The organism is Burkholderia sp. PvR073 (assembly GCF_054055695.1).
Window position 1 is genome coordinate 965,399 of record NZ_JBSRXO010000001.1, and the last position, 13,746, is coordinate 979,144.

6 protein-coding genes and 1 pseudogene are annotated in these 13,746 nt (G+C 62.9%); 1 reads left to right on the top strand and 6 read right to left on the bottom strand.

What is annotated here, in order from left to right; translation table 11 throughout:
• The first annotated feature begins 97 nt into the window (after positions 1–97).
• Positions 98–2,854 (top strand): two-partner secretion domain-containing protein, encoded by a 2,757-nt coding sequence (locus tag ACVK00_RS04275; protein WP_284888644.1) that lies wholly within the window; start codon positions 98–100, stop codon positions 2,852–2,854.
• 492 nt (positions 2,855–3,346) lie between these two features.
• On the opposite strand, the gene ACVK00_RS04280 is transcribed toward ACVK00_RS04275, so the two are convergent.
• From ACVK00_RS04280 to ACVK00_RS04305, 6 genes and pseudogenes are all read right to left on the bottom strand, one after another.
• Positions 3,347–4,234 carry a fimbrial protein gene (locus ACVK00_RS04280; RefSeq protein WP_284888642.1) on the bottom strand — a complete coding sequence of 296 codons (888 nt, stop codon included), beginning with the start codon at positions 4,232–4,234 and terminating at the stop codon, positions 3,347–3,349.
• Positions 4,235–4,589: 355 nt separating this feature from the next.
• Entirely contained in the window at positions 4,590–7,076 is a 2,487-nt protein-coding gene (locus ACVK00_RS04285; RefSeq protein ID WP_284888641.1) for a fimbria/pilus outer membrane usher protein, read from the bottom strand.
• 87 nt (positions 7,077–7,163) lie between these two features.
• Positions 7,164–7,922: a fimbrial biogenesis chaperone gene (locus ACVK00_RS04290; protein WP_229050607.1), complete on the bottom strand. Its 759-nt coding sequence runs from the start codon at positions 7,920–7,922 to the stop codon at positions 7,164–7,166.
• A gap of 30 nt (positions 7,923–7,952) precedes the next feature.
• The gene (locus tag ACVK00_RS04295; protein ID WP_228908847.1) at positions 7,953–8,549 is read right to left on the bottom strand and encodes a fimbrial protein; all 597 of its coding nucleotides are present in this window, start codon (positions 8,547–8,549) and stop codon (positions 7,953–7,955) included.
• Positions 8,550–9,703: 1,154 nt separating this feature from the next.
• Positions 9,704–12,707: pseudogene (locus ACVK00_RS04300) on the bottom strand (ATP-binding protein).
• Between the two features lie 81 nt (positions 12,708–12,788).
• Positions 12,789–13,448: a response regulator gene (locus ACVK00_RS04305; RefSeq protein ID WP_228908845.1), complete on the bottom strand. Its 660-nt coding sequence runs from the start codon at positions 13,446–13,448 to the stop codon at positions 12,789–12,791.
• Between the last annotated feature and the right edge of the window lie 298 nt (positions 13,449–13,746).

A 13,746-nucleotide genomic window follows, 5' to 3' on the forward strand; every position in this document is an offset into this window, starting at 1 on the left:
TAGCCGGCGGCCGCGAGGCCGCCGGCAGCCACCCTCCGGCCGATCGGCCTTCACGGTCGGCCGGATTTCCTAAAAAAACCATCAGGAAGACCAAACGATGAACAAGACCTACGCACTGATCTGGAACCAGGCTCAGGGATGCTGGAGCGCGGTCGGGGAAACCGCGCGCCGCCGTGCCAAACCCGGTAGCGCCAAGCGCGTCGCCGCCGCACTCTCCCTGCTCGGTATCGTCAGCCTGCCAGCCTTCGCGCTGCCCTCCGGCGAGAACATCACCGCCGGCAAGGCCGATATCCTGCGCGACGCAGACGGCAAGACGATGTCGATCAACCAGCACACCGACAAGCTGATCACCAACTGGAACGACTTCAACATCGCCGGCGGCGAGCGCGTCTCGTTCTATCAACCCGGCAAGCAGTCGATCGCACTGAACCGCGTCGTCGGCAACAACGGCAGCCAGATCCAGGGCCAGCTCGACGCCAACGGCAAGGTCTTCCTCGTCAACCCGAACGGCGTGCTGTTCGGCTCGGGCGCACAGATCAACGTCGGCGGCCTCGTCGCGTCCACCCAGAACATCGCCGACGCCGATTTCCTCGCCGGCAACTACCGCTTCTCGGGCAACTCCACCGCGTCGATCGTCAACGACGGCCGCATCACCGCCGCCGATGGCGGCAGTGTCGCGCTGCTCGGTGCGCGCGTGTCCAACAATGGCGTGATCCAGGCCAAGATGGGCCGCGTCGCGCTCGGCGCAGGCAACACGTTCAAGGTCAACTTCGACGGCAGCGACCTGCTCAGCCTGCAGGTCGAAGGCGGCGCGGTCGATGCGCAGGCCAACAACGGCGGCCTGCTGAAGGCCGACGGCGGTGAAGTACTGATGACCGCGCGGGCAGCCGACAACCTGCTCAATGCCGTGGTGAACAACACCGGCACGATCGAAGCGAAGGGCCTCGCCAGCCGCGCCGGCAAGATCACGCTCGACGGCGGCACCGTCAACGTCGCCGGCAAGCTCGACACGAGCGCAGCCGAAGCCGACGCGCCGGCCGGCTCGATTCTCACCCGCGGCGAACAGGTTCGCGTTGCACGCGGCACCACAGTCGACACGCGCGCGGGCAATACGGCCGGCACCTGGACCATCGAAGCAGCCAACGCCGGCGTTGCGAACAACAACGCAGACAGCCTCTATCCGGCCGGCGCATCGATCGATGCCGACACGCTGTCGAACAACCTCGGCACCACCAACGTCGCGCTGACCAACACGCAGGGCGACCTGACGGTCGGCGGCCCGGTCGCATGGAACAACGATCGCTCGCTCACGCTCACGTCTCAGAAAGGCAATGTAGCGCTAACGCAAACGTTATCGTCCACCGGCACGAATGCGAGCCTGAACGTCAACGCCGCCGACAAGATCCGCATCAACGATGCGGTCAAGCTCACCGGCCGTAACGCGCACCTCGAGCTCAATTCGAAGAACGGCCACACGCTGAACAACGGTGCTGCCGTCACGCTGTCCGGCGACAACGCGTCGTTCCGCTCGAACGGCGAGGACTACAAGGTGCTCCATACCATCGCCGACCTGCGCAATGTCGACGCGAACCTTGGCGGCCGCTACGTAATCGGGAACGCGATCGACGGCGCGAACGCGAACTTTGTCAGTATCGGCGGCGCCACCGGCAATGCGTTCACCGGCATCTTCGACGGCCTTGGCAACACGATCAGCCGGCTCGCGATCACCGGCACCGGGCCGAACATCGGCCTGTTCGGGCAAAGCACCGGCTATCTTGCCAACCTGACGCTCGACTCGCTCACCGTCGACGGCACGTCGGCCGCCCGCGCCACGTTCGTCGGCGGGCTCGTCGGCGACAACCTGGGCGGACGCATCGAGAACGTCAACGCGAAAAACATGAGCGTCTCGTACAACGGCCGGGACGTGGTCATGATGGGCGGCCTCGTCGGCCGGAACGCCGGCACGATCGACCGCGCGAACTTTGCCGGGCGTGTCTCGGGCAGCGCCAACACGCTCTCCGTCGGCGGCCTGGTCGGCGTCAACGCCGGCACGATCGCCGACAGCACGGCGTCCGCCGACGTCACCTTGTCCGGCCGCTCCGGCTCGCCGTTCCAGGGATCGTACAGCCGCGAAGTCCAGAGCATCGGCGGGTTCGTCGGCATGAACGACGGCCAGATCGTTCGCTCATCGAGCCGCGGGCGTGTGTCCGGCCGCGACGACACGAGCACCGGCGGCTTTGTCGGCGTCAACTTCGGCACGATTCGCGACGCATCGGCCAACGCCACGGTCACGGCAGGCAAAGGCAGCTATGTCGGCGGCTTCGCCGGCAAGAACCGCGACGGCGGCACGATCGCGAACGCGTCCGCCTCCGGCCTGGTCCGGGCCAACGGTGCGATCGCGATCGGCGGCTTTATCGGCGAAAACGCGGGCGGCACGCTGGACAACGTGCGATCGGACAGTGACGTAACGGATGTGATGAGTGGCCATGTCGGCGGTCTGGCCGGCAAGAACAGCGGCACGATCCGCAACGCACACGTAAAGACCACGGTAACGGCGGGCCGCGACAGCCACGCGGGCGGGCTCGTCGGCACGAATGACGGCACCGTATCGAACGCAAGCGTCGATGGCAGGGTCAGCGCAGGCGATGCGAGCGATGTCGGCGGACTCGTTGGCCTGAACACCGGGGTGCTGGACACCGTACAAGCCAACGTCAACGTGACGGCCGGCTACGGTAGCCGCGTCGGCGGATTGGTCGGCACGAACCGCGGCAACAACGCGATCGTCCGCCATGCGTCCGCGTCCGGCAATGCAGCGGCGGACGGATCGAACGTGGGCGGCCCCTGGCGGGGCTGAACGACAAGGGCGCCATCATCGAGGATGCGTCGTCCACTGGCACGATTACGGGCGACCGTTCAAACCTGGGCGGCCTCGTCGGCAAGAACGCCGGCACGATCCGGGCGTCGACGTCGAGCAGTCGTCTCCACCTGGTATCGCCGACATACGGTCCGTTTTTCTGGGGCAGTCTGGTCGGGGAGAATACGGACAGCGGCACCATCGAAGCCAGTTCGGTCAGCGGTCCGGCTCAGCCCTATTTCATGGTCGGCCTAAACTTCGGCAAGATCGACGGACGGCTGCACTACGGCCCCGTCAGTTGGTGATAGCCCGTTGAACCCGTTGGGTTCGGCATATCGGCACCCGCTCGTTTGAAGAGTGGGTGCCGGAAAAACGATGGCCGGCGGCTTCGTCGAAGCCGCCGGCCATTTCACCCGACCTTACATGTATTCGGAACGCGAGCGGTCAGTGTGATCCGCCCGGATTCGAAACTCTCCGAAACCCGCACCCCGTTTACTGGTAGCTCATCGTAAAGCTCGCTGCCGCATTTGCGACGCCCGGCTGCATCTGCATTGCAGTCCGGACATATCGGGCAGACAGCGGAATATTGAATGTTCCATCACCCGTCTGCCGCACAAACCATTGATTTGTATTGCCTGGCGCATTCGAGTCGGCGCCGAATTTGACCGCCTTCCCATTGTTCAGAATTTGGACGGCTACACCAGTTGCCCCTCCCTTGGGATCGAGGGTCAGTTGATCCCCCCGATTCGCCGGCTTTTGAACGTCGGTCATGGTCATGTAGACGTTAGAAACACCGCCGTGTGCCGATCCGGTACATTTGATCGTGATATCAAAAGGCTTGGCCAATGTGACACTACCCACGTTGGATGGCAACTGAATCTGCCCGAACGGAACAGTAATCGATTTTGTCGTTACCGTACACACTGGAGGCTTTGGACGAATTTGAATTGCCCCCAAAACTCTGATACTGACAATCTGTTGTTTATTTTTTCGAATCCACATCCCGGCGATTTCACCTTGAACAACACCCCCATTAAGGCTAATATTCCCCGTCTTGACAAATTCGATGACCATTGTCTTCGGCCCATAGGAAATCATCGTGCTGTTCGGAAGATCGTCGTTTATCGGCCACCAACGGGAATCTACGACCTCCCGCAACCGGATGCCGACTCCAGGTACACCACTGGGCCAAGTGTTGTACGCACCTACCGGATCGAGTCTTCCTTTCAGCGAGCTCTGTATTCCACCTGGTATGTACGTGCACTCAAAGCTCAACCAATTTCCATTCAGCTGTGACGTTTGAGAATGCAACGTCGTTCCGACAGGAACATCAGGATCAATGGGTGCATTATATGCATATAGATCGTAAATACTCAGCATCGGCGTGGATTCCATCGGCAAGCAATAATCACGCTCAGCTCGCGCAATTGACGGAAAACATGAAGTAAGCATCAAAGCCGACAGAACGCAAAATCTCGTATAGCGATGCGACGCGTGCCGCAAACAATAAGATAAATAACGAGAAAAACCCATAAACAGCCCCCTAGTTATTTGCACCCATTTCACACAAAGGCACTCCTTCCGTTCAATGATGAAGTTCGTCACGGAATCGGTCTACCTCACTTTTTGCTGTTAATAGCAGGTTCATTGGATGAAAAATCGGATGCGATGTGAGATATCAGGCATCGCCCTCCTGACGCTTCGCCAATCGAAGCTCGCATTCCCGGCGAAGTCACTACCTCGCGATCCTGCAGCTCATCGCCACGCGCTCGTACGCGACCGCCTTCTTCCGTTCCGGCAACGCATAACCGCCTTCGCACGAACCTTCGCTCCAGCGAATCGACAGACGCCCCTGCTCCTTGATGCCGAACACGAGCACGCGCGACGCATCGTCGACCATGCCGAGCACCTTGCCGCTCTCGTCGTAGGCCGTTGCACCGAACGGCACCTTGCCGCCGTTCGACGTCTTTACGTCGAACTGGACCCGGCGCCCCGTCTCGGCGGCGAACTTCGCCTTCACGATCGCGCCGCGCGTCGGCACCACCGATTTCGAGTTGTCGGCCAGATCGGTGTCGAAGCCGAGGCTCTCGGTATCGATGCTGAGCCAGTTGTAGCGATACGGTTGTGCATACGGCAGGACCGCGTAGCCGCGCTGATCCGTGCTGATGCTCGACGACGACGAGAACCGCGCGCCGCGCACGCCCGGCACCTCGGCGATCGCGAACGTCTCGCCGACCGTCTGGCCCAGCGTAATGCCGCCGCCGTGCGCCACGACGGAGCCGGCGATACCGACGTCCACGTGCTTGCCGTGGCCGGACTGGTTGTAGTTCGTCGACAGCTTGGCCAGCGGCGTGTCCCAGCCGAGGCCCACGCCGCCCGATCCGCCGGCCCGCTTGCGGTAATCGCCCTGCACCGAATAATTGACGGTGTTCGAATCGTTCAGGAACCCGTTCACGCCGGCCTGCGTACTCACGTCGCCGCTCGTCGACGCGACCGTACTCGCGAACATGCGATGCGAACGCTGGCCGCCGCCAAACGGGATGCTGATCGTTGCCGAGAACTGCGTGTCGGAACGGCCGAACGGCCCTGAATCGCGCGTGTGTGAAACCGCTACGCTATAGCTGAGATTCTTCAGCGCACCGCTATAGCCGAGCTGAATGTTGCGGCTCGACCCGCCCTGGTTCCAGTAGCTCGCGTCGCCGATGCTTGCGTACAGTGAGCCGCTCGTACCCAGCGACTGGTTGATGTTCAGGTCGACGCGGCTCTTCTGGCGGCGATAGCCGCTCCCCCACTGGCGATCGAGATCGTCGACGTGCTGGCTGAGCGTGCGATAGCCGTCTGTCGAATAGCGATAGCCGACCATCGTGAAAGTTGTTTCGGTGGCCGTCAGCGTCTTCGAATACAGGAACCGGAAGCTCTGCCCGCTCGCCTTGCGCCCGGTTGCATTCGACTGGCTGTGCGTGACGTCGAACGACACGCCGCCGAGCCGCGAGTTGTATCCGACCCCGAGCGCGATAGCCGCATAACGCTCGGCGCCGATGAAGCCGCCATAGCCGGTCAAGTTGTCGGATACGCCATAGACCAGCGTGCCCTGCGCGAACTTGGGCCGCGACTGGCCATAGCCGCGATACTGGCCGGCCGAGAACGCGTAGCGCATCGTACCGCGGCGAATCATCACCGGCAGATACGAATACGATTGCCGGTACGTGCGAACGCTCCCGTCGGATTCGATGATCCGGATTTCGAGGTCGCCGTTCGATCCGCTCGGGTAAATGTCCCGGAATTCGAACGCACCGGGTGTCACGGACGTCGAATAGATCACGTAGCCGTTCTGGCGCACCTCGACCACCGCGTTGCTCTGCGCGATACCGCGTACAACCGGTGCATAGCCGATCTCGTTGTCCGGCAGCATCCCCGTATCTGAACTGACCTGCGCGCCGATAAAGCGCACGCTGTCGAAAATCTCGCCGGACGAATACACTTCGCCTGCGGACAGCCGCCCCCTGATCCGCTGCAGGTCGCGCTCCACGTAGCTACGGTTCGCCGCGAGATCCGACGGACTGCCGCGCCGCCATGACAGCGCCGATTCGTTGCGCAACCGCCAGGCACCGATGTTCAATCCGTTGCGCAGCCCCAGATACGCGTAATCGCTGCGATAGCCGGAATCCGTGTCGTGGCTGAAGTTTGCCTGGTAGTTCGAATAGACCGCGGTGATGCCTTCATCCCACATCGACGGATCGACATAGCCCCGCGTTTGCGCCGGCGCATAGGCCTGCGGCACACTGACATCGAGCGTCAGCGTGCCGACGTCGAAATTCGCCGCCGCGCCGTCGGCCAGCGAACCGAGATCAACCGGCGCGTCGTCAGCCAGCCCAGGCTCCAGCTTGTGCTCGCGCTCGAGACGCTTCACGTCGACGCCGAGCCCCTTCAGCAGGCCGTACGTGATCACGGGCCGCACCTCGCCCGACGCATCCGTCCTGAACAGGATCGACTCGCGTTTCGCGCGCCGCTGGTTCAGCGACACATCGACATCGTAGATGCCGGGCGCCACCGAGCTGCCCTTTTCGAAATACGACAGCTCGACGGGGCCATCCCCCTTCTTGAGGAACAGCTCGTTGAACTCCGCCGCCTGCCCGGTAGTGGGTGCGAGTGCGGCGCCGAGCGCCATCAGACAGGACGCGCGCTGGCAAGCCTCTACAATTTTCTTGACAGTTATGTTCATGTCCCGACCGCTCGCTCTCTATTGATTTTTCGTTAGTACATCGAATTTATTGAGCAACATCTGACGACGAGCTCCGGCACGACCGCGCTATTGCGTTACGCTGGCTTGCGTATCGACTGCCGCGCCGAAATCGTTGATCGAGCTGAACTCGACCTTGGCGTTCGCAGGAATCGCGCGACTGGAATAGTCCTTGACAGCAAGACGCGTCGAAGACTTGGGCGCAATCATTTCCGTCGTGACCGGATAGGTGCTGGCACCCGACTTGAGACTGGCGTGGCCAAGCGACACGAAGTACGGCGTGTCGTTGACGACTTCCAGCGCCGGCTTGCCGTCACCTTCGCTCCAGCGCCACTTCAACTGAGCCGGGGCGTCTTCCGGCTTGCCGGGCAGTTGAGCAGGCCGATAGAACAGCTTGATCCGCTGCCGCACTGCTATCTGCAGCGAGTTGTCGTCCTTCGCCTTTTGCGGAATTTCCTGCACGCTCAGCCAGAACACCGACTCTCGATCGACCGCCAACCCTTCGCCGGCGTAAAAGATCCGCAGGATCTGCTGTTTGTCGCCGCCGAGACGGCTCAGCGACGGCGTGATCGCAAAGGGCAGATCGCCCGTCGTGCCGTCGGGCAATTCGACCCAGGACTGGATCATCACGTCGTCCTTCGACTGATTCTTGACGACGACCGACGCTTCCTTGCTTTGCGCCGGATAAATGACGCGCGTGCCGGACAACGAAACGCCGGCCTGCGGCGCACTGGAAAGGAACAACATCGAGCCGGCCGCGACCAGCCCGGCAATGAGCGATTTCTTCATGGCGGATTTGAACCTGGAAGCGGCGCCGGAACGGCACAACGGGTCGTTCCGGCGCTCGATGAGGCGGGATTACTCGTACGACAGCGTGAACGGCAGCGTGCCGTTGGCCGTACCTGCGTCGATCTTGTCGCCGTTTGCAACGTAACCCGCACGCATGTTCAGCGCGGCGGTGTACACCGGCGCTTCAGCCGTGCCGCCCTTGACCAGCGGGGCGTTGACCGTCTCGTTCGCCGCCAGGTTCATCAGGTTGTTGTTCGCGTCGTACAGACCGATACCGACACCCTTCGCCGTGCCCGAAACCTTCAGCAGCTTGTTGTTCTTGCCGTCGATACCCGAGCCGGCCAACGGGTCGAACTTCATCTTGACGAGCGTCAGATCGGTTGCCGTATTGCCGCAGTCGAGGCTCAGGTTGATCGATGTGCCGCCTGCGATGCCGTGACCTGCCGACCCGCCGACCGAATCAGCGCTGACCGTACCGAGATTGACCGCGATGTCCTGCTTGCCCTTCTCACCCGTCACGTTCGTGCCCGCGCCACCGGTGATCGAGCACGAAGCCGCGGTGATGTTGCCCGTGAAATTGATCGTGCCGTCGGCAGCCATCGCCGAACCTGCTGCGAACATGCCTGCGACTGCCGCGAATGCCAAAATCGTCTTGTTGATAGCCACGCTTTTCTCCAAATGAAACGTGATTGATTGACTCCTTACGGAGCGGGATCAATGATGCCAATTCAGCTCGATTCAGCATTTAGTACAGAACCCGAAACTGACACCCAAAACACTACGATTAGTTCGAAATTTTGGTTTCGCCCAGCCAATTACCCCTAATTTTCGAATATATTTTGAAATCCTCTTCATCAAAATCACCAGCATCGCCAAGTGTGCGAAATCTCACCGGAGCAAGGTCACTGTGGCGGCATCCACCCAGGAAGCGGCGTGGTTACCAGGTCCGGGTACGCAACCACCCATCGCCTGGAATCACGCAACGAATTGCCGCCCCGGACGTATCGGTTCACGCCGGCATGGATTCGGGGCGCTATCGGGGGAACAGCGTGCGGTATCGACACCGGGGCATCGATGTAAATACCGTGAATTGCGGGTGTGGACGCGATCGCCATCGCGGTGGGCCCCGACGCGCACGCAGCGCAATCGGAGTTCCAGACGATCTAACAGCGCACTCGATAAAATTACAAAGTGGGAGACATATCGAGCGGCGTGAGGGGCTGCAAGCCCCCTGAGACCGTCGGCGTGCTCGACTACACCGGCATTGGCCCCTTAACGGCCGCTTCAACACCGATCCGAGCGGTATCGCTGGCGTAGGGATCCGGGTTGGCAACACGTGCAACGACGCTGTCCAGTAGTGGGCCAACTCCCGCGTGGGATTCCTGACCCGAAAGGGCGTCGGACCTGCTCGGAACTTCGCGATCAATCTGCAGTGCGCGGACGGCACCCAGGGCGCAACGACCCGGATGTTCATCACGCTGACCGACGCGACCCATGCCGGTACTCGGGCCGAAGCGCTAGCCGACCTCCCGGTTCCGTGGCGAAAGGCGTCGGCGTACGGATCATGAATTAGTCGACGCCAGTCTTCTGCGGCCCGGACTCGAGCGCAGCCCGCAGCCCGCAGCCCGAATCAACGACTCGTTACGGAAACCGACAACCAAGGCGTCAACATGCCTCTCACCGCACACTATGTCCGGACCGGCAACACGACAGCGGAAAGCAGCGATGCCGTCGCAATCTTCACGATGAGTTACCAGTAGCCCGACCACGCGTGGTCTCCGGCCAGACTTGGCCCAAGCACCGAGCGGCCGCGCCCGGGGTCAGCATTCGAGTTGCCGCACCATTTCACTCCGGAAAGCGGCCCATCGATCCCTGAGCGCCTCGGCTCCGCCCTCGTTCACGATCCGCTCCATGGCGGCACAGGCGTCCATTGCGTCAGTATTGCCGGCCAGCGCGAAGCCGCCTCGCATCGAGTGCAGTTCAATCCGGAGCGGGCCGGCATGGCCGCGCGACAGCGCATCGTCGATCACCGCAAGCGACTGCAGCGTCGCGGCTCGTAATTTCTCGCGGATCTCGTCGGTCATCGGCAGCGGCGCCGAACCGCCGGAATCAGCCGATTGGACCGCCCCCCCCCGCGCCACGCATCCCGTGCCGCCGCAACACGGTCTCGAGCGCATCGATCGCCAACGGTTTGAGCACGATCTCGGCCACACCCACCTGCAGGCAACGGCGACGGTCTTCGTCGGTCGCATGCGCGGTCATCGCGATCACCGGCACTTTCGCCCCCTGCTCGCGCAGAAAGTTCGCGAGCGCGAAGCCGTCGAGTTCCGGCATGCCGAGATCGGTCAGCACGACGTCGAACGGATGCGCGAAGAACGCGCGCATCGCCTCGACACCGTTCGCGACGAGCATGGCGTCGCATTGCAGCGCATCGAGCTGATCGCGCAGCAGCGCGCGGCTCGCCGGATGATCCTCCGCGACGAGCACGCGCAGCGGGGTCTCGTCGTCCGCGTATGCCGGCAACGACGATGCGCCGGATGCCGTTTCGTCGAATGCGACACGCCATCCGGACGGCGCATCGGGCAGCGGCAACGACACGATGAACGTCGCGCCGTGGCCCGGCCGGGTTTCGACCGCCAGGTCGCCATGCATCAGCCGCGCGAGGCGCCGGCACAACGGCAGCCCGAGCCCCGTGCCGCCGAAGCGCCGGTAAATCGATGCATCGGTCTGGACATACACGTCGAACAACGTCGGCAGACTCTCCGGCGCGATGCCGATACCGGTGTCGCTTACCACCACCTCGACGGCATGCGCTTGACCGACGGCGCCTGTCGGTCGTGCCTCGATCGTCACGCTGCCGCGCTCGGTAAACTTGATGGCGTTGCTGACGAGATTCGACACGATCTGACGCAGGCGAGTCGGGTCGCCGACATAGCCGTCGGCCAGCCGCGGATCGATCCTGCATTCGAGCGCGAGGTGCCGGGCCGCGGCAAGCGGATGGAAAATCGCCGCGACGTCGCGCAGAACCGCACACAAATCGAACGGCACGGCCTCCAGCACCATCTGGTTCGATTCGACCTTCGACAGATCGAGCACGTCGTTGATCACGCGCAGCAACGCATCCGACGACGACATCACCGTCTGCAGGCGTCGCCGCTCCTCGGCCGGCAACGGTGCGCGTTCCATCAATTCCAGATTGCCGACGATCGCGTTCAGCGGTGTGCGGATCTCGTGGCTCATCGTCGCGAGGAACGTCGACTTCGCCTTGTTCGCATCGTCCGCCGCCTCCCGGGCCTCGCGCAGTTTGTCTTCCATTTGCTTGCGCGCTGTGATGTCGGTCAGCGTACAGAGCAACACATCGACGCCGCGATAGCGCGTACGGACGATATGCGCGGCGAGATAGGTCGTGCCGCCGCCGGCGAGGCCGACCGACAATTCGTGCGTGACGACGCGCGGCGCCCGGCCACCCGCAATATTACGGTGATAGGCCTGCCAGATGCGCTTGCCGAGCGACGCCACCGCATCGTCGCCGTAGGCCTGCGCCGCCTCGTTGCGCACCATAGTGTCGCCGTTGGCGAGCGACAGCAGCATCAGACCGGCCGGCGCCGTGCGAATCAGCGTGCGGTTCAGCGCCTCGCTTTCGATCAGCCGGATTGCACGACGGTTCGCCGGGCGCAACGCGCGTCGGTCGAACATGACGATCGCGACCCACACCGTTCCGATCGCCAGCAGCGCGAGACCGATTGCGATACCCACGCGGGCGGCCACGTCATCGAACAAGCTGCGCCACGAGAAGGTCGCGGTCAACACCTCGCGGAACTCCGGCATTCGGTCGCCGATAACGATATTCATGCCGACGCGATGGGGGACCGCCTGTTCCCTGCCCGCCTTGCGCGCATAGTCGAGCGCACGGGCCGTCAGCGCGGGGGCGACCTCGCGGCCGGTCAGAACCTGCCCCGCCTGGCTGACGAGCGCGTAATCCTTGCTGGCGGACGAAGAACGCAGAAAATTGTCGATCTCCGGCCGGCTGATCACGACGAACCATGCAACCGGCTTGCCCTGCGGGTCGCGCACCGCCTGCGCGAACCGCAGAGTCGAGCGTCCGGTCAGCGGATCGTCGCGTCGATCGAGCAAAATCTTCCGGCTATCCGATGCCGTCGCCATCGACACGAAGTCGGGCGGCGGTTGCAATTGCCGAATCAATGCCTTGATGTCGAAGCCGGCCGGCAGGGCCAGCACCTGCTTGACCAGCGGATACCCCGTCACCATGACAAAATTGCCGTCCGGATCGATGATATACGCGCCCATTCCCGGATCGCCGGCCTGTTGCGGCGGCATGTTGCCCGTGACCTCGCCCTGCGCGAGCAACTTGAGAAGCAACGGCGCGTAAGCGTTCGCAGGTTGCGATGACGAAGCGACAGCGAAAGCTGCAAACGCCACACGCCCCACGTGGCCGACGGCAACCATCCTGCCGTGAGTGTCGACAAACCGCCCGAACGTATCAGGCGATACGCTCGCGCCATGCTTGGCTAGCAGCTCGAGGTTTTCGACGTAGCGATTCTGGAGGGCCCTGACCACTTCCATTTCCGCCAGCAGTTCGGCCTTGCGTACCAGGAACCCCGACCGGTACTGCGCAAGCGATTCCTGGAAGTCGAGTCGCGCGACAAGTGCCGTGCAGACCAGCACGAACACCGTGATCGCCGCGCCGCTTCCGTACAGCAGCCATTGCTGCTGGCGGCGCACGCGCCCCGGCTCGAACGACTTGCGGCCCGCGGCGGCGGCGGCGGTGGCGTGCGCAATCAGCGCTTTCAGTTTGGTGGGCATACGGACCATCGAAGTCGACTCGACGCCGGCACGGCGTCATGCGCCGTCCGGGTCACTCGGTGCTGCCCGCCGGTTGCCGGTCTACGCATTGGTCCCGGGCATTTCGGGCAGTTGGCCCTCGCTTGCATAGCGGATCAGGTCCGCGTCGCGGACGATGCCGAGCTTCTTCATCGCGCTCGACTTCTGCGAACTGATCGTCTGCTTGCTCCGGTGAAGCTGGACGGCGATCTCGCCGACCGTCAGGCCGGCGCCGTAAAGTCGCACGACCTCGATTTCACGGGCCGTCAGCGTGCGCGTGCCCGTCGACGTCTCGGTGCCCGCCAGCAATTGCTTGACGAACGGCGACAGATAATTCGCCCCGACATAAGCCGCGTGAACCGCGCCGACCAGATGCGAAATCGCATCGGACTTGCTGAGGATGCACCCGACGCCCTGCCGCTGAATCGCATGCAGCACGCTCGGATTGTCGATCATCGTGATCGTCACGAGATGAAGCGCGGGATAGCGACGCTGCAGAAACGACAACAACGCGAGACCGTCGCCATACTTGCCGCCCGGCATCACGTAATCGACGACGAGCACGTCGCTCTGCTGTACGTCGAGCATCGCCACCAGGTCGGTCGAATTCGAGACAGTGCCGAGCAGCTTGATCGTGCTGCTGCCCGCGAGTGCCTGCGACATCCCGAGTGCGGACGAAGGATGATCGTCCGCCACCATCACTCGCACAAAAAATTCATCCATCTATATTCTTCTCCCGATACACGCGGCCCGACGTGCGATGTTGTGCGACGCGCCGGGATTCGAATCCATCTCGCGACACGGTCGCGTTGCGATGTTCTGCGAATCGGGCGGTGCGCAGCGTAATTTTAAGATAATAGACGGGTTCCGCGTCGCCGCGAGAAATAGACGTGCGGCCGCTTGCGCCGGACCGCGCCCGCCGGGCTTCGACGCAACCGCCGGCGCGCCGTCCACGAGGCCCGGACACGGCATCGCAACGGCAGGCACGTTCGCCGATCCGCCGCCCACGCACATCCGATCG